The sequence below is a fragment of the Vagococcus sp. QWL-13 genome (assembly GCF_058683555.1).
In genome coordinates this window covers 999,745-1,016,848 of record NZ_CM178746.1, presented here as the reverse complement: position 1 = coordinate 1,016,848, position 17,104 = coordinate 999,745, and the positions used below count along the sequence as shown (strand labels likewise).

19 protein-coding genes are annotated in these 17,104 nt (G+C 39.1%); 1 reads left to right on the top strand and 18 read right to left on the bottom strand.

What is annotated here, in order from left to right:
• Positions 1-66 precede the first annotated feature (66 nt).
• From atpE to clpP, 15 genes are all read right to left on the bottom strand, one after another.
• Positions 67-291 (bottom strand): F0F1 ATP synthase subunit C, encoded by a 225-nt coding sequence (gene atpE / locus AC4PHI_RS04745; protein WP_126808334.1) that lies wholly within the window; start codon positions 289-291, stop codon positions 67-69.
• A gap of 37 nt (positions 292-328) precedes the next feature.
• The gene (atpB, locus tag AC4PHI_RS04740; RefSeq protein ID WP_492201170.1) at positions 329-1,057 is read right to left on the bottom strand and encodes a F0F1 ATP synthase subunit A; all 729 of its coding nucleotides are present in this window, start codon (positions 1,055-1,057) and stop codon (positions 329-331) included.
• Between the two features lie 271 nt (positions 1,058-1,328).
• A complete protein-coding gene (gene smpB, locus AC4PHI_RS04735) occupies positions 1,329-1,790 on the bottom strand; it encodes an SsrA-binding protein SmpB (RefSeq protein ID WP_492201169.1) in 462 nt (153 codons plus the stop codon).
• Between the two features lie 8 nt (positions 1,791-1,798).
• Positions 1,799-4,159, bottom strand: coding sequence for a ribonuclease R (gene rnr / locus AC4PHI_RS04730; RefSeq protein WP_492201168.1), 2,361 nt, complete (start codon positions 4,157-4,159; stop codon positions 1,799-1,801).
• Complete coding sequence (locus tag AC4PHI_RS04725; RefSeq protein ID WP_492201167.1) at positions 4,156-4,926, bottom strand: alpha/beta hydrolase; 771 nt, start codon at positions 4,924-4,926, stop codon at positions 4,156-4,158. The genes rnr and AC4PHI_RS04725 overlap by 4 nt, the downstream gene beginning before the upstream one ends.
• 74 nt (positions 4,927-5,000) lie before the next feature.
• Complete coding sequence (secG, locus tag AC4PHI_RS04720) at positions 5,001-5,237, bottom strand: preprotein translocase subunit SecG (protein WP_492201166.1); 237 nt, start codon at positions 5,235-5,237, stop codon at positions 5,001-5,003.
• 269 nt (positions 5,238-5,506) lie between these two features.
• Positions 5,507-6,670: a hypothetical protein gene (locus AC4PHI_RS04715; RefSeq protein WP_492201165.1), complete on the bottom strand. Its 1,164-nt coding sequence runs from the start codon at positions 6,668-6,670 to the stop codon at positions 5,507-5,509.
• Positions 6,671-7,040: 370 nt separating this feature from the next.
• The gene (locus AC4PHI_RS04710) at positions 7,041-8,234 is read right to left on the bottom strand and encodes a MalY/PatB family protein (protein ID WP_492201164.1); all 1,194 of its coding nucleotides are present in this window, start codon (positions 8,232-8,234) and stop codon (positions 7,041-7,043) included.
• A 64-nt stretch (positions 8,235-8,298) separates the two neighbouring features.
• Positions 8,299-8,823, bottom strand: a complete 525-nt coding sequence (locus AC4PHI_RS04705; RefSeq protein ID WP_492201163.1) for a hypothetical protein — start codon at positions 8,821-8,823, stop codon at positions 8,299-8,301.
• Between the two features lie 156 nt (positions 8,824-8,979).
• The gene (locus tag AC4PHI_RS04700; RefSeq protein WP_492201162.1) at positions 8,980-9,744 is read right to left on the bottom strand and encodes an ABC transporter permease; all 765 of its coding nucleotides are present in this window, start codon (positions 9,742-9,744) and stop codon (positions 8,980-8,982) included.
• Positions 9,741-10,652, bottom strand: a complete 912-nt coding sequence (locus tag AC4PHI_RS04695; RefSeq protein ID WP_492201161.1) for an ABC transporter ATP-binding protein — start codon at positions 10,650-10,652, stop codon at positions 9,741-9,743. The genes AC4PHI_RS04700 and AC4PHI_RS04695 overlap by 4 nt, the downstream gene beginning before the upstream one ends.
• Complete coding sequence (locus AC4PHI_RS04690) at positions 10,649-10,864, bottom strand: PLDc N-terminal domain-containing protein (protein ID WP_492201160.1); 216 nt, start codon at positions 10,862-10,864, stop codon at positions 10,649-10,651. Before AC4PHI_RS04690 ends, AC4PHI_RS04695 begins: the two co-directional genes overlap by 4 nt.
• A 6-nt stretch (positions 10,865-10,870) precedes the next feature.
• Complete coding sequence (locus tag AC4PHI_RS04685; protein ID WP_492201159.1) at positions 10,871-11,983, bottom strand: helix-turn-helix domain-containing protein; 1,113 nt, start codon at positions 11,981-11,983, stop codon at positions 10,871-10,873.
• A gap of 231 nt (positions 11,984-12,214) precedes the next feature.
• A complete protein-coding gene (locus AC4PHI_RS04680) occupies positions 12,215-12,766 on the bottom strand; it encodes a thioredoxin domain-containing protein (RefSeq protein WP_492201158.1) in 552 nt (183 codons plus the stop codon).
• Between the two features lie 19 nt (positions 12,767-12,785).
• Positions 12,786-13,379 (bottom strand): ATP-dependent Clp endopeptidase proteolytic subunit ClpP, encoded by a 594-nt coding sequence (gene clpP / locus AC4PHI_RS04675; protein WP_492201157.1) that lies wholly within the window; start codon positions 13,377-13,379, stop codon positions 12,786-12,788.
• A gap of 174 nt (positions 13,380-13,553) precedes the next feature.
• Here clpP and AC4PHI_RS04670 point away from each other — a divergent pair, with 174 nt between their 5' ends.
• Positions 13,554-14,072 (top strand): hypothetical protein, encoded by a 519-nt coding sequence (locus AC4PHI_RS04670; protein ID WP_492201156.1) that lies wholly within the window; start codon positions 13,554-13,556, stop codon positions 14,070-14,072.
• A gap of 67 nt (positions 14,073-14,139) precedes the next feature.
• On the opposite strand, the gene whiA is transcribed toward AC4PHI_RS04670, so the two are convergent.
• The 3 genes from whiA to rapZ are packed head-to-tail and all read right to left on the bottom strand — an operon-like array spanning position 14,140 to position 16,967.
• Complete coding sequence (gene whiA, locus AC4PHI_RS04665) at positions 14,140-15,072, bottom strand: DNA-binding protein WhiA (protein ID WP_492201155.1); 933 nt, start codon at positions 15,070-15,072, stop codon at positions 14,140-14,142.
• Between the two features lie 18 nt (positions 15,073-15,090).
• Positions 15,091-16,083: a gluconeogenesis factor YvcK family protein gene (locus AC4PHI_RS04660; RefSeq protein WP_492201154.1), complete on the bottom strand. Its 993-nt coding sequence runs from the start codon at positions 16,081-16,083 to the stop codon at positions 15,091-15,093.
• Positions 16,080-16,967, bottom strand: coding sequence for an RNase adapter RapZ (gene rapZ, locus AC4PHI_RS04655; protein ID WP_492201153.1), 888 nt, complete (start codon positions 16,965-16,967; stop codon positions 16,080-16,082). The genes AC4PHI_RS04660 and rapZ overlap by 4 nt, the downstream gene beginning before the upstream one ends.
• Positions 16,968-17,104: the final 137 nt, after the last annotated feature.

Below are 17,104 nucleotides of genomic sequence, written 5' to 3'. Positions count from 1 at the left end.
AAAGCAGTAACGAATCTTTCGCATTTATCTGCCTTCATTAAGCGTTTGATTATTGTGTTGATTGAATCATCCTAAGAAGACTAGCAGCAATGCGACAACAATACCAAGAATCGGCACAGCTTCAATAAGTCCAGCACCAATGAACATCGTACTTCTCAATTCCCCGGACATCTCCGGCTGACGAGCCATACATTCCAATGTTTTTGAAATAACCTTTCCGTTACCGTATGCGGCTGCAATAGCAGATCCGAAAACAGCAATTGATGCTGCGATATAGTTTAAACCTTCCATGAGTTGTTCCTCCTAAATATTTTACTGTACAAATAATTTAACTTTCTGCTTCTATCTTATGTGATAAATAAACAGTCGAAAGTGTGACAAAAATAAATGCTTGAATGCCGCCGATGAAAATTGAAAAGCCTTGCCAAATCATTTCCAAAGGCAACGCGAAGGCAAAACTAAGTATTCCTTTACTTACAGCCATCTTAGTGATCAGAGTGAGCAAAACTTCACCGGCGTAGATGTTCCCGTACAACCGCAGACCTAATGTCAAAACGTTGGTCACTTCTTCCATCAATTTGATTGGCATTAAAAATTTGGCCGGCTCCGCATAACTGTTTTTGAAATAATTTTTAAATCCAAATTTTTGGATCCCAAAATAATTGGTCAACAGTATGACGATTGTCGCCAGTGTCAATGTCACAACGGGATCTGCCGTTGGGCTTTTCCAGTAGCTGATTGCTTGATCTCCCTGATGTATCTCGATTTTTGTCGCTAAACCGATGATGTTGGAAACCAGAACGAACAGAAACATGGTGAAAGCAAAAAGGTGATGGTTGCTTACCTCTTTAGCAGGCAAGTTGTCTGATAAGATTTTTTTTACAAACTCTATGACCCATTCCAATACATTTTGTTTGCCTCGCGGTTTCATTTCCAAATTTCTGGAACAGACATAGACAAACGTAAAAATAATGATACACGTCAGCAACGTCATACCCATTAAAGTTAAATCAAAATCCAATGGTCCAATCCTGATGATTTTTGATCCCTCATCCATAAAAAACCTCACCTCGATTCTAAAATCATTTGAAATATAAGCTTCTTTAAAAGCTCCACAGAACGCCCCGCGTTCCGATACGTCCTATCATAGCACCAAAAAAACTAAAATTCAAAGATTTTTTCATAAAGTGTCTACTTAGAAAAACTATGTGAAACGCCTAACTTTCAAGGGTTTTGCACCAATGATGTTCAGGACATACTCAAACAGAACTCGGGTTGCTGAAAGAATACTGAAAATAGATTTAAAAGTTTCAGAAATACATTAAGGTTTATCTAGATTTTAACGCCCTTTCCACTTCCCGATTGATAGCTTTACGTTTCAAATCTTCACGCTTATCATATTGTTTTTTACCTTTGGCAACACCGATTAAAACTTTCGCAAAACCATTTTTTATATAGACTTTCAGGGGGATTAGCGTGACTCCTTGTTTTTTGGTTTCACCGATGAGCTGATGTATTTGCCGTTTCTTCATTAAAAGCTTCCGTGCTCTCAGGGGGTCGTGATTAAACTGATTTCCCTGCTCATAATGACCGATATGAACATTATGAAGATAGGCTTCTCCTTGACGAATCGTGGCGAATCCGTCTTTCAGATTGATTCTGCCCGCTCGGATGGATTTGATTTCAGTCCCTGTCAAAACGATGCCGGCCTCCACTGTTTCCAAAATAGTATAATCGTGCCGTGCCTTGCGATTCTGTGCGATGACATTGCTGTCTTTCTTTCCTTTCATTTCACTCATCACCTCCTGCCCTTTCTTTTTTTCTTAGGCTTTGCCACCTTTTTATAAAAAGGCTGTTCCTTTTTTCTTTTCCAATTTTTACCCTGAGATTTTCTCTCTGTTCCGTAGAAATTTCTAGTTTCTTTATTTTTTGACCGACGGGAGCTCCCTCTGTCTTTTTTCTTTTTAGGCAGCAGCTCCGGCTGATTGATTTTTTCGGCACTTAAAATCTCAAAATCAATTTCACGATTGTCAATATCTGCTTTGATAACCTTAATAGTCACTTTCTGACCGATCTTATAAATTTTCCGTGTACGTTCACCCACAAGAGCCAAGTGTTTTTCGATAAATTGGTAATAATCATCCTTCATCTGATTGACATGAATCAGACCTTCCACTGTATTGGGCAGCTCTACAAAAATACCAAACTTGGTCACTGAACTGATGAAACCGTCGAAAACCTCTCCCACGTGCTGCTGCATAAACTCTGTTTTTTTCAAAGCATCTGTTTCACGTTCCGCCTCGACTGCCCGTCTTTCTGCATAGGAAGCATGGGCAGCAATATCAGTAATTTTTTTCTGCCATTTTTTCTTCAGTTCTTGGGACACAGACTGTTGTTGCCCATAAGCCTTGATCAAGCGATGGACCAGCAGATCCGGATATCTTCGAATCGGCGAAGTGAAATGGGTATAGTACTTTGCAGCCAGTCCAAAATGCCCTAGAGATTCTTCACTGTATCTGGCCTGCTGCATGCTCCGCAAAAGCATCATGCTGATAATTGGATTTTCCGGCATATCCTTGGTCTGATCTAGAACTTGCTGCAATTCTTTGGGATCGATGGCATCTTTTAATCCTTGCACTCTGATACCGTAATTCGTAATAAACTCAAAGAAAAGCTGCATTTTGTTTTCCTTAGGCTGTTCATGAATCCGGTAAATAAAAGGCAGGGTTCGTTCATGAAAATGCTTGGCAATTGTCTCATTTGCTGCCAGCATAAATGACTCAATCAGTTTTTCAGCCGTTCCCCGTTCACGCAAATGGATTTCCAGCGGGTGTCCTTCATCGTCCAGATAAATTTGTGCTTCCCTATCCTCAAAAGAAATAGCGCCCCGTTTCATCCGCATTTGTTCCAATACGTGATGAAGTTCAGTCATGTGATCCACCATTTCAATCAGGTGATGATATTTTTTCAGCAGCACCTCTTCTTTTCTATCGATCAGCACATTAACATCGCTATAAGTCATTCGTTCGGCGGATTGTATCACACTCTCGAAAATCTCATAGGCGACTACCTTACCTTGTCCATTGATTTCCATTTGACAACTCATCGTCAGCCGCGGCACTTGCGGATTCAACGAACAAATCCCATTGGATAACCGTGGCGGAAGCATCGGAAGGACCCGATCCGTCAAATAAACGCTAGTTCCCCGTTCCAGTGCTTCTCGGTCAAGCGGGCTGTTTTCTGTCACATAGTGCGTCACATCTGCAATATGCACAGCCAGCAAAAAATTTCCGTTAGTCAATTTTTTTACTTGGACTGCATCGTCCAAATCTTTAGCGTCTGCACCGTCAATAGTAATAATCAGTTCCTCGCGCAAATCCCGCCGGCCGCTGAATTCTTTTTCTAAGACGGTTTCAGGGACACTTTCGGCCTGCTCTGAAACATCTGCGGGAAATTCTGTAGGAATGCCGTATTGTATTGCAATAGACAATATATCCATTCCAGGGTCATTCTTGTGTCCGAGAGTTTGCTTCACGATTCCCTCAATTTGATTTTCGTAGCCTTTTTCCGGATAGTGAGTGATTTCAACTACACACACTTCCCCTTCTTTAGGACGGACACCTGCCGCTGTGATGTATATTTTGTAATGACTCAACTTTTTATTTTTCGACATCACAAAACCATACAGACCTGTGGCTTCTACTAAGTCATCATCGTACTCAGTAAATTCGCCGACAATTTGCGTCAATGAACGTTTGACAATGCCGACTATTTTCCCTTCTGCTGCCTGATCTTCACCATAGGCAGCGGGCTTGGTAATATCGAGCAAAACTCTGTCCCCGTCCAGTGCAAATCCAATGTTTTCTTTTGAAATATACACATCCGGCTCTTCATCGTCAATGGTGACAAAGCCGAATCCTCTGTCATTAGCCCGGAAGGTCCCCTCTATCTCAATGGACGAAACGGCGAGTTTTACTCTTCCCTTTCCTGTCAAACTTACTTGATGGTCACGTTCCATGCTGGCTATGGTTTGAACTAGCAGCTTGAATTGATCACTTTTGGTTATATTTAATCCTGTAGCTATGTCTTGCACTGAATAGCTGGATTTTTTATTTTCTTCCATATAAGAAATAATTGCTTCCCTAATATTTTTTTTCATCCTGTCTCCTTTATCCACTTTAAATCAGTGAGAAATGACAACACATCTTCTTGAAACTGATGACGTTCATTGCCGATTGTCACCACATGACCACTGTTGCGATACATATATACTCTTGGATCAGTTTGAGTGAAATGTTTGACCGCTTCAAAAATCGCCTCAGGATCGATTAGACGGTCTCTTCCCCCCTGAACGAGCATCACGGGCTGCTTAATCTCCCCAAGTTTGCTCCCCACTTCAGTCTGTAGTTGTTTAATATCTTCCAGCTGTTTAGTTAATTGATATTCGATATTTTCCATCCGGCGATTCTCGGTCAGCTGGCTGGCACCGTTGCTCTGGATTAGTTTCCGGGCATAATGAAGAAAAACCGGAAAAATATTGTTTTCTGTTTCAGGCAAGACCGGTGAAGAAAAAGCACCGCCGGCTATTAATTCATCCCCATATTCTTCTAAACATTTGATGGCGTATACACCGCCGAGAGACAAACCAAAAACTGCAATTTCTTCGACTCCCTGTTGTTTTAGAAATTCCAGACTATTTTTTGCATCTTTCCACCAATCTGACGGACCTTTCGCTAAAATATCTTCCGGGTCCTTGGTGTTGTGTCCGCTAAAGGTGGGCATGAGCACCGAATAACCATGACCGTTTAGAAATCGTCCTAACATGCGGACATCATTTGGGCTGCCGGTATAGGCATGAAACAGGATAATCCCGCGGGAACCTCCCGGAAAATAAATCATCCCTTCTTCGACTTGTGACTGACTCATTTTAACACTTCCTCTTCAACATGACTTAATCAAAGCATTTAAAAAAGCCCCCTGTTCAGGAAGCTTCGTCGTTATTATTTAAGTGGAGCATACGCTAACAGAATGGCTACTACCACCCAAGCAACAGCTAAAAAAGCGGTTAATCTTTGCATAACGGCTTCAAATCCCCGTGCTTTCTGTTTTCCGAACAACTGATCGGCTCCGCCAGTAAATGCACTTGCTGCACTGTTTTGTTTACTTGGCTGCATCATCACGGCAACAATGATTAAAAGCGAAAGCACAATCATAATGCCGACTAAAATATCATACAATTGGTGGTCCTCCCTACTAATTACATATATTATACCTACCACATGATAGCACAGATACTGAAAAATATCTATTATTACGGAAAATATTTTAGTGTCTGTCGAAAGAAAAGCACGCTTTTTTAGTGAAAAACCAACTTATTGATTCTTCACTAATGAGTGAAGACGGAAAGACAAATCTATTTCTGATTCATCAGTCCTACAAAACATAGATTATAAATCTCTACGCCAAAAATTTTGTTTTTCCTTTTGATGACACCAAATGTCACTTTTTAAACATAATACTTAGATCTTAATGATTTTCTAATTGAATTTTCAATACATGATTTTTCATAAGAGTTAACATATTTATGATGCTTAAATTCCATATCTTCTTTGGTCAATGCCGATTGTTTTACTAGAGTGTTAATTAACGTTTCAACATCTTTTGGAGAATATAAAACATTCTCATAATAGGACATTAAAATAGAAAATTTTAATGGTAATATTAAGTCTTTTTTTGCTTTTCTTCTCTTTATTCTGTTTCTAAAAAATATCCTGCTTTTCCTATTTATTATAGCTTTCATCAACAACGGGGTATAGATTCTTTCAATCAGTACTTTCCTTCTAAAGATATACCTATATGAATAGCTATGCATTGCGTATTGTCTTACAAATTGTTGTTCTATTGTTGAATAACCTCTAAGAAATGGTTTCAATTTTTTCCATATTTGTGTCATTCTATGACTCTCTTGGTTAATAGTCTTATTTTCATAAAAAATAGATATTTTATTATATATCTTCTTTATAAATTCATTCATTGGGATATATGATTGACTTCTTTTAAAAAAATCCCTATCCTCTACAAAGACTATAAAGCTCAAAAGTTCTATAGTCTTTTCTGAAAAATTTTCTAATTTATATTTCGGATTATTATTCTCAATTTGAGGATTCCATTTTCTGATTGTTTTTTCAAAAGGGTGAATATTAAAAAAATCTTTTGTAACAAAAACGTACTGTATAATCATTAAGCAAATTCCAATTAATAATTCAATGTTTTCACCCTTAATACCAACAGTATGAAGACTATTTAGTAATTCATGCCTCCTCAACATAAAAATAATAAACACATAAAGAAAATTAAAAATCTCATATGTCAAGAAAAAAATAGTTGTAGAAGAAAATAAAAGCAATTGAAATGTAGTTAATTCTTTCTCCAAACTGATATTCTTTTGCCCCATAAAACCTAATCCACCAAACAAAAAAATAGTTAGTAACATTAGGATCATTTTTATATCATTTTGATTATCAGTAAAATAATTTGTCCCTATTAAAATTGCATTTGAACTCAACACAAACATAAGTTGAGATTTCTTTTTTAATAGGTCATCATTCAGGCCTAACAATATCAGTCCCAAACTTGCTAATACTGTTCCAATAGATATAATTTCCTCCAAGTAAAAAACTCCTTTTTCTAAGTTGTAGAATTAAATTAACTAACTGCGATACACCCAAATTATATTTCTCTCAAAAAATCATAGGACACATAGACAAACGACCGACACTCATCCTAAATCAGATAAACTTGTAACGTATAGGAGCTTATTTCAAAATAAGCGAATCCGTTATTCGCGTAACTCATAAATTTATTTGCTAAAGACAAACCATCTACACTGTTTATCCATTTTTTAAACAAAGAAAAAGCAAGGAGTTACTATTAGGAGTAGTAATAATCTAAATATTTATTTAATAACTACTTCATTGGCTATGAATATTTGGTTAACTATTAGTCTTTTAGAAAAAATACAATCCAACTAGCAGGATTATTTATTTCCCCTGTCTTTTATTCAGTCCCGCAATCAGCCGGTCTGTCGCCTCTTCCACATATTTTGGCAATGTTCCTAGATTAATGCGGATAAACGTCTCGCAATTTTCTCCAAACCAGCTGCCGTAATCAATGGCCAGACGACACTCTTCTTCCATAAAAGTCTTCATTTCTTCCGGCGGGACATAGGAAGATAAATCCAGCCACGCTAAGTATGTGCCTTGTTTATCTGTTAAGCGGATGTTAGGAAAAGCGCCCACTAATTTATTTTTCAAAATTTCATAGTTAGCTTCGATAACGTCAAGCAACCCATCCAGCCATTCTTCACCGTACTGATAGCATGCTTCTGTCGTCACTAATCCCATAGTGCTCAGCGCAGACTTGTGCACAGTTTTGGCATAGTCATCAAAACGTCTTCTCAAATTCTTGTCTGGAATCACAATATGAGAGTGCAGCAGACCTGCAAGATTAAATGTTTTTGACGGTGCATTCAAGGCAATCAAGTGAGTAAAATATTTTTCATCCAACGCCAGCCCACTAGTGAATACAACATCTTTTCGAACCAAATCCTGATGAATCTCATCAGATATAATCAGCACATCATGAGCTTGGCAAATATCAAAAAGTTTTATCAATTCTTCTTCTGTCCAAACTCTTCCTACGGGATTATGGGGAGAACAGTGAATAAATAATTTCACGTTTTCCTCAACGATTTTTCGTTCCACATCTTCAAAGTCGATTTCATAACGCCCCTGATGATTGACTAGTTCCGAAGTGACGATGTTGCGCTTATTATCACGTATGGCATCATAAAATGGATAATAGACCGGAGATAAAACCAGCACACTATCCTTTTCTTCCGTAAATGCATTGACCAGCCAAAAGAAACTATTGACCACACCGGTTGAAAATCGTACCCAGCTTTTTTTCAAGTCCACGTTAAACCTTTTTTTCTGCCATTCAAAATAATGTTCATAGTACGTGTCAGAAACTTTAGTATAACCAAACGCACCATGGCGTACACGTTCAATCAAGGCTTCTTCAGCTTGTTTAGGGATTTTGAATTCCATATCTGCGACCCACAATGGCAGTAAATCTGTCCTGCCAAATTTCTCTGCCATACCATCCCATTTAACCGAATCCGTGCCTTTTCTTTTTACACCGTAATTTTCACAAAATTCCTGCAGTTTATTCACCCTTATTTCCCCCTTGTTTCATTCCTGTATAATTCATGCTGATTGCAAACAAAACAGCGTTATGTCACGGCTGCCATTCAAACAAATTGAAATCTGCCACCAAGACACCATTATAGGCTTGAGGCCTCATCCCGACCTTCTGAAAGCCGCTGCTTTGATACAAACTGTTGAGCATTTCTTTTTCAGCGATACAATCTAAACGTATCGAGGTTTCAGGCTCAAAATTCGCCCAGACATAGTCTTGCAGTGAACTTAAAAATTTATGAGCCAGTCCTTTTCCTGTTTGACCTTCTGCCAAGGTCAGCTTATGAAGATACAAACAAGAAGCGTCAGCAGGATGATTCTGCCAAAGTTCGCGGTCCCAGTCCGTCATTTCCGAATATAAATAACAAACAGCAACGATTTGCTGATTCAGCTCCCCAAAATATATCGAGTCTTTAGCCAGCCAATGCTGAATGACCGGCAATTCTTTTTCTTTTAAAATATTAGACCACTGTACAGACTGCTTTCTTTTTATCCGCAACGCAGCATCTTTCAACATATCGTTGACGATGGTATCTTCACTAACCAATGCTTTTCTAATTTTCACCGCATATCCTCCTTTATTCATGGACACTTTTAAAAAAGTATACCACAATAAAACCCGGAAAATCATCCGAATCCTTTGCAGTATACTTTTAATTTTGTTATCAAACATATCTCAATCATAAGCGCGAGAGAAACATTGAAAAACTTTTATCATCAACTATAAAATCTTTCGTTCAAAAAGCCAAACACTTCCAAAAAGACTTACACAACAAAGAATGACGGTGGAAATAACAGCTGTCCATAAATCGCCGGGATTCTTGCTGCCATCCAACAGCTGTGTAAATTGCTGAATTAATTGAACTGGGATGTAATCAGATAATTTAGTGATAGTGCTCAATGGAAACATCACAAGCAGACAGCCCACAACAAAAATCAACACGATGTAACTTTGTCTGCCAATCACACTTCCCAAAATAATCAAACTGCATATCAAAATGCCGAACAGCCAGAGGCTAAACAACCCAAAACCTAAAAACCCATAGATTACGTGATCAAAATAAAGAAACGCATAGGCAAAAGTGACTGCGACAGCCAACAGATAATAAAAAGTAAAACTGATGACCAGCCATGCCCATTTGCCTACAATCACGCTCCAGCGCTTCAGTCCTTTAGTCAACAAAATCGTCAAGGAGCCTTTTTGATATTCCTTCGTTAAAATCGTGCTGAAAAATAAGACTGCCACTATCAAACCCATTTGTGTGGTGTTTTTATGAAATTGAAGCCAGACATCCATACCTGTGGGGGATGGGAACATTTCAGCCATGTCCTTTGATACCAGTGTCTCAATTAGCTTCGGAGTGAATTTCGCTGTTAAAACATTAAGAATCCCCAGCAAAAGAAATATGCCGCTCAAAATATACACCTGATAATTTTTTAGACTGCTGAAAATTTCTTTTTTGAAAAAAATCCATGTCTGTCTCATTTCACCACCTCCTGGAACAATTCTTCCAAAGAAGGTTCTAGAATCATCAATTTCTTAACCGGGATTTGTTCCGCGGCTAAAAAGCGAAACAAGGCCTGCTGCAGTTGCCCTACGTCTTTTCCCTGAAAAACAAGACCCGTTTCATTTTCTTCCACTGAATAATCTTGATAAACAAATGCCATAAATTTTTCTCTGTCAGTTCCGTTTGCCAGCTCCAAAAGAATTTGTTTTTTCTTGTGAGCTGCTTTTAATCTTTCGATTTCTGTTCCTGAGATGATTTTTCCCTCATGGAGCAGAACCATGTCGTCGCAAATTTTTTCTACATCACTCAAAATATGAGTAGAAAACAGCACGGTTGTTTGATGTTTCACCCGCTGTAAAAGATCCAAAATTTCTTTTCGTCCCACAGGATCCAGTGCTGATGTGGGTTCATCGCAAATCAGAAGTTTTGGTTCATTCAGAAGTGCCTGAGCAATCCCTAATCTCTGTTTCATCCCTCTGGAATATCCGCCAATTCTTTTACCGGTGCTTTCCAGTTCCACCAGCTCCAGCATTTCAGATATCCTGTTAGAAAGTTTCGAAGCCGGCATGCCCGTGATATCTCCGCAAAGCTTGAGATATTGTGCGGCTGTCATCTCATCATAAAAAGCCGGTACATCAGGTAAATACCCTACAAACTGATTCGTCTTGTTTTTTCTAAATGTGACAGGCTCACCTGCCAAATGGATATCACCGCTGTCGATTGGCAACATCCCCACTATGCACTTCATCAATGTCGTTTTTCCAGCCCCGTTCTTGCCGATAAAGCCCAAGACTGTTCCTTCCTTGACCTTCATTTCGACTTCGTTCAACACTTGTTGAGCACCGAAACTTTTACTGACACGGGATATTTCCAAAATATTGCTCATTCTTCTTCACGACCTATCGCAAAATAAAGTACCGGTCCGATAATTTGGACAAAGATTACAATGAACAACCAAAGCCATTGATTACCGATACGCACCTTGGGATGCTTTAAAAGATGTTTCACAGATAAAATAACCAAAGTGAGATGAATCAGTATAATCGGCAAAACCAATGGCAGTACTTCTTTGACTTCCGCAATCGTTAAAATGCTCACTGGACATCAACTCCCTGTTAATTTAATCAACTGTTGAAATAATTCCTGATACGTGTTGTTTTCGCCTAATTTTTCTTCTATCAAAGGTTGAGATGTGAAAAATTCTAAAATACTTGTTTTCACCAGACTTTCATCTCTGGGGACAGTGTTACCCAAGTCCGTTTGGGCATCCAACCATTGGGCCACTTGATCAAAATAATCATCCCCTTGGAGCTCTATTGATGGAGACATTTTAAGGATTTCAACCACTTCCCCCATGAATTTCAATGCCTCTTCCCCTTCGTCCACTCTTAACAATTGCATAAAAGCTGAAAATAAAAATGTCAGATAAGTAAACGGGGAAAGGGTTTTGATATGATAAATTTCTGCTGTCTGCTCGATACGCTTAATCGTCTCCAACACTTTTTCCGGTGTTTCCAGTAATGATAAATACTGGCTGCTGTTGGAAATTAAAGCAAACAAATTTTGATAAATCTCGATTTGAAGTATTTCTTCCGCTTTCTCCAGATGTCCTAAGCGAAAATAGGCATTTGCCAACACCTGATTTTCTGCTAGATAAAGATTGACCTCTTTTCCCAATAACACCATAACCATGTCATTTTTATCCATCAAAGTATAGATAATCGCTTGAAGGACATTTGCCTGTCTCGCCATATCAGGCCGGGAAGTTTCCATTTTTATCGTTTCGCTCAACTGAAGCAGTTCATCAAGCAAATTATTTCTTTCCGCTGTATCTCCAGCTAAATTAAGGTGGTTAAATAATAAAATAACCATTTGCAGCTGAAAAGAATAGCACACACTATATTTCCCTAACATCGCATCGATGTCCAGCTTGACTTCAGAAAATTTTCTCCGGGTGAATTCATCGGAAAAAAACTTGTACCAATGACGGATTTCTTCTTGTGTCAATTGGGGAGAGTAACCAAGCAGCTCATCAATCGAAATTTTAAAAAGAGAAGCTATGGCGGGCAGTAATAAGACATCCGGCATGGTTTGATGATTCTCCCACTTGGAAACCGCAGATTTTGAAACACCTAAAGAAAATGCCAGCTCTTCTTGCGTCATGTTTTTTTCTTTACGGCAACGCTGGACGATTCTGCCCAACTTGATTTCTGTCATTTGTTTCACCTCTTAGGCTAATCATAAATCTAAAACTAGCATTTCACAATGGAAAGCTTACCAACTTTTCGGGAAAAAGTTGCTCAACAGGAAACTTCGGCGGAATGAAAAGAGAATGCTCCGAATTTTTTTGAACTTTGAAACAGGAAAATGTAAATTTAAAAAAACCATGAAATTACTGTTTTAGAAACGTAATTTCATGGGTTTTTCTTTATTGTGTGATTTTTTCAACTACAAAGATAGTTGCTTCTGTTTTTCTTCTTCAATCAACCGACGGAACTTTTCTTGAGAAATTTTTTGGTCGAATACATGCTCCCCGATAACCATCGTGGGCACAAATTGAACCCCTGCAGACAGCGCCTCATTGACAATCGCTTGTGCCATTTCTTCGTCTGCATCCTCTGTCAGCTGAAGAATTTTTTCAGCATACTCTGCCACCGATGACAGACTCATCTCTCTGTCCATGTCTCCCCATCTGGTCTGAGAATGGTAAATTTTGTCCAGCACTGCTTCCACCTCATCATAACCGGCATGCTTCGGCACAAAACGGTGCAGCACATTGCCATAATGAAGCCCAAATTTTTCCTTGTCAAACAACTTCAATACCCTGCGGACTGTTCCATTTTCAATCAATTCCCGATAGGTCTCCCGGGAATCTTCAAACCATTGCAGACAATAAGGACAGCGCAGGTTGACATACTCTTTCACTACGACTGGTGCATCTTGATTTCCCAGCTGTATGCCGATGGTGTCATTTATTTTTGAAGGTTTTATCTTCTCCATCTATTTTCCTCTGGATTATTTATTTTTTTAATTGATTATTGACCATCACTTCGTCAATCAATCCGTAAGCTTTTGCTTCTTCTGCTGTCATAAAATTGTCGCGGTCCGTATCTTTTTCAATCACTTCGATGGGTTGTCCTGTGATATCAGCTAAAATCCTGTTCAAACGATCCCGTGTGTCCAAGATATGTTTAGCAGCAATTTCAATTTCTGTCGCTTGACCTTGCGCACCGCCCAATGGCTGATGGATCATGATTTCTGCGTTAGGCAACGCAAATCTTTTACCTTTAGTGCCGGCAGCAAGTAAAAAGCTCCCCATGGAAGCCGCCATGCCTAAAACGATTGTCTGCACGTCAGCTTTTACAAAGTTCATTGTGTCATAAATTGCTAAACCAGAAGAGACACTTCCCCCCGGCGAATTGATATACAAGAAAATATCTTTTTCTGAATCTTGGGCATCTAAAAATAATAGTTGGGCAATCACTGAATTGGCTACATTGTCGTCAATAGGCCCGCTCAACATAATGATTCTGTCTTTTAACAGACGAGAATAAATATCGTAAGCTCTTTCTCCACGAGCTGACTGCTCGATAACTGTTGGAATTAAATTCATTTTGTTTCCTCCTATTTTTAAAACTTCTCCCTTATTTTAGCATAAAGGGCAAACTTGTTCATAGAGTAAGTTTATACTAAAGGTCAGTAATGGTCAATTGTTATGTTTGTCTTTTACAATTTGTTTTTCTTTGATATAGTTAACTTGCTAGATAATTTTTGGAGGGAGCTTTCTATGACGGAACTAATCGGTACATTGTTAGGTGTTTTACTGGGAGCTTTAATCGCCATCATCGGTGTAAACATCAATAATAAAATGATTTTCAAAGAATTCGACCGGCGTGAGCAAATCAAAGAAAAGATGAAAGAAATCGATATGCTGATGCTGTTAAACAAAAAAATCAACGAGATTTTACAAAAAAGAGACATCGAAATCAGAGATGACGTGGACATTACCAACTATGAAAAAGTTGCTAATTTCGACGATGTAAAAATCACAATTGATGATTTTATTTATTTGCAGTCTTTTTGTGCTCAAAACCACTACTATCTGCCAAATTATATGGTAGAAGAATTTTTCAAAAAGATTTCCCACCGGAAAATAGTGCTTGATCCCCAGATTATCCGTACGGAAGGAGCCTATAGTTATCAGGGTGGGCGTGTAGTTTTAGAAGAATTTTCGGAACAGTTGATCCGAACCGCAGAAGACCGGAAAATCGAGTTGAAACAACTTACAAACAAATATCGAAAATAACATCGTCCCAAAGTTTTATCAGGGCGTGCTTTAAAACATCAGGCAGCTTTTCCAGCTGCCTGATGTTTTATTTTCCTTCTCTTAGTTTATCCGCAAATTCATTGATTTTCCGGATTCGGTGATTGATACCTGATTTTGAAATAGGACCTGAAGGAACCAGCTCCCCTAACTCCTTCAAGCTTACTTCAGGATGTTGCAGTCTTAATTCTGCGATTTCTTGAAGTCTCTCATCCAAATTTCCCAAACCCACTGTGGCTTCGATGTATTCAATATTTTCGATTTGCTTTGACGCGGCTTCGATTGTTTTTGATAAATTAGCTGTTTCACAGTTCACCAGCCGGTTCACCGAATTTCTCATATCACGGATGACTCTGACATCTTCAAATTTCAGCATGCTGGTCGTTGCTCCAATCAGCGTCAAAAAGTCAGAGATATCTTCCGCTCCTTTTAGGTAGGTGATGTAACCGTTGCGCCGATTGAGAGTTTTCGCTTTCAAATGGTAATACTCAATCATTTCTTTTAATTCTTTGCTGTGATTTTCATATAAAGAATAGATTTCCAAGTGATAACGACTAGTCTCCGGATTATTCACAGAACCTCCAGCTAAAAAAGCTCCCCTGAGATATGCTTTCATCCTCTCACTGTTGCCGATAATCATGTCCGACACATGGTCCATCAGCATGCCGTTATCAAAAATATCCAAGTCCATTAAAATTTTCTGTGTTTCTTGTTTCAAACGGACAATATAGATATTGTTTTTCTTTAACTTCATTTTACGACGGACTAGAAATTCTGCCTGAACTTCATAATGGTCCCGCAGCAACGTATAGATTCTTCTGGCAATCGCTGCATTTTCAGTTTGAACATTCAGGACAAAATGACGGTTCGCTAAAGACAGTGCACCATTCATCCGGATCAGAGCTGCCAGTTCCGCTTTAGCTAAATCACGCTGGACTTCTAAGGTAGTGAGCTCCTTCTTCACATCTGAGGCAAATGACACTTGCTACACCTCTTTCTCTTAATACTTGGGACCCAATACAATTCTGAACAACTCGTCGACGACTTTTTCTCCATCGTGAAAAACCCCGCCTCTTCTTAACTTTAAAAAATTAGCGGAGATCACTCGGCAGCCTTCTTCCCGCAACCGTTTGAAATCGTGGGTCACTTGAACTAAATATTCATCGTACTTTTCGGTATCCATATACCCTTCCGGCACACTTTCAGTGTTCACCAAAACTGTGTCGATGAATTTTTGCCCAAGATGTCTGTTGAGTACCTCAACATGGTTGGCATCAGTAAAGTGTTCGGTTTCCCCTTTTTGGGTCATGATATTGCAAATATAAACTACTTCTGCCTCAGCATCCAGCACTGCTTGACCGATTTCTTCGATCATCAGATTAGGCAAGATACTTGTAAACAAGCTTCCCGGCCCCAAAACAATCATATCTGCATCTTTTATTGCCTGAATGACTTTTCTGGCCGGCTTTGGTTTTTCATCGTCGCAAGTGTTCGTCACAAAAACCCGATTAATCTTCTGACGTTTTTCAGCGATTTTTGATTCACCCGAAACCACTGAGCCATCCTCATACTCTGCATGCAGTGTCAGTGATTTTTCCGATGCAGGATAAACATGTCCATCTACTTGCATAATCTGCCCTAAAATTTGAATAGCTTCATAGGTACTGCCTCTCATTTCCGACAAAGCGGCAATGATCAGATTCCCTAGCGAATGATTAGCTAAAAATTCATCATCTTTATTGAAGCGATATTGGAACAAATCTTCAAATAATTTTGGCATCTCAGACAATGAGACAAGGACATTCCTCAAGTCCCCCGGCGGAGAAATATTGACACTTTTTCTCAATGAACCGCTGCTGCCCCCATCATCCGCCACCGTAACGATAGCGGTGATAGAGGCTCCTTGATTGCGCAAACCGTTTAAGATGACCGGTAATCCAGTTCCACCACCAATGACTACAATATTCGGCTTTCTTATGCGGTATGTTTTCATGAACGATTCACCGTCTCTTTTCGTTTGCCACAGTCACGATGGGTAATATTGACCGGATACAAATCAAGAGCTTTTATATCCTCAGCCAAACGTTTAGATAACGCTACTGAGCGATGCTGACCCCCAGTACAGCCGATAGCAACCGTTAGGCTGGTTTTACCCTCTTTTTCATATCCCGGTAAAATAGATACGATCAGGTCTTTGAACTGCCGATAAAAATTCTCGGTGTCTTCAAACCCCATCACATAATCATACACCGGCTGATCCATTCCGGTCAGCGGTCGCAAATTTTCCACATAGTGGGGGTTTGGTAAAAAACGGACATCCATGACTATATCCGCATCAATCGGCAATCCATATTTAAAGCCAAAGGAAACCACTTCCACACGAAACATGTTAGTATCTTCACTTTTAAAATCATTTAAAATTCTTTGACGCAGCTGACGCGGTGTCAAGGTAGTTGTATCGATAACCATGGCGTCTGCTTTAATTTCTTCAAGCAATGCACGCTCTTTGCGGATACCATCCGTCACCAGCCCGTCCATCGCAAGGGGATGGGTTCTGCGGGTTTCTTTATAGCGAGACACCAGCTCTTCATCGGATGCATCTAAAAAGACGATGCTTGTGTCAATCATCTTTGTATTTTCAACTTCAACAAGTGTTTGTTGCAATTCTTCAAAAAATGAACGCGAACGTAAATCAATCACCAAAGCCAGCTTAGTGACTTTTCCAGATTCTTTGATCAATTCCCAAAATTTAGGTAACAATCCTGGGGGCATATTGTCGATACAGAAATATCCCATATCTTCAAAGCTTTGCATAGCAACGGTTTTTCCAGCACCACTCATCCCTGTGATGACGACTAATCTTAAACTTTCAACCATATTGCAGCCTCCTTCTTTACTTCTTAGATATTATAGCATAGCCGGGCGTATCATGGTAGAGGACAGGTTTTATATTTTCTCTACAGCAAAAACATTCTTTTGCTTCACAATTTCCCGTCAATAAAAAAATTTTTATC

Excerpts from the sequence above, each read along its gene's own strand:
- atpE (WP_126808334.1), bottom strand. The coding sequence starts at position 291 with ATGGAAGGTTTAAACTATATCGCAGCATCAATTGCTGTTTTCGGATCT.
- atpB (WP_492201170.1), bottom strand. The coding sequence starts at position 1,057 with ATGGATGAGGGATCAAAAATCATCAGGATTGGACCATTGGATTTTGAT.
- smpB (WP_492201169.1), bottom strand. The coding sequence starts at position 1,790 with ATGAAAGGAAAGAAAGACAGCAATGTCATCGCACAGAATCGCAAGGCA.
- rnr (WP_492201168.1), bottom strand. The coding sequence starts at position 4,159 with ATGAAAAAAAATATTAGGGAAGCAATTATTTCTTATATGGAAGAAAAT.
- AC4PHI_RS04725 (WP_492201167.1), bottom strand. The coding sequence starts at position 4,926 with ATGAGTCAGTCACAAGTCGAAGAAGGGATGATTTATTTTCCGGGAGGT.
- AC4PHI_RS04700 (WP_492201162.1), bottom strand. The coding sequence starts at position 9,744 with ATGAGACAGACATGGATTTTTTTCAAAAAAGAAATTTTCAGCAGTCTA.
- AC4PHI_RS04695 (WP_492201161.1), bottom strand. The coding sequence starts at position 10,652 with ATGAGCAATATTTTGGAAATATCCCGTGTCAGTAAAAGTTTCGGTGCT.
- AC4PHI_RS04685 (WP_492201159.1), bottom strand. The coding sequence starts at position 11,983 with ATGACAGAAATCAAGTTGGGCAGAATCGTCCAGCGTTGCCGTAAAGAA.
- AC4PHI_RS04680 (WP_492201158.1), bottom strand. The coding sequence starts at position 12,766 with ATGGAGAAGATAAAACCTTCAAAAATAAATGACACCATCGGCATACAG.
- clpP (WP_492201157.1), bottom strand. The coding sequence starts at position 13,379 with ATGAATTTAATTCCAACAGTTATCGAGCAGTCAGCTCGTGGAGAAAGA.
- AC4PHI_RS04670 (WP_492201156.1), top strand. The coding sequence starts at position 13,554 with ATGACGGAACTAATCGGTACATTGTTAGGTGTTTTACTGGGAGCTTTA.
- AC4PHI_RS04660 (WP_492201154.1), bottom strand. The coding sequence starts at position 16,083 with ATGAAAACATACCGCATAAGAAAGCCGAATATTGTAGTCATTGGTGGT.
- rapZ (WP_492201153.1), bottom strand. The coding sequence starts at position 16,967 with ATGGTTGAAAGTTTAAGATTAGTCGTCATCACAGGGATGAGTGGTGCT.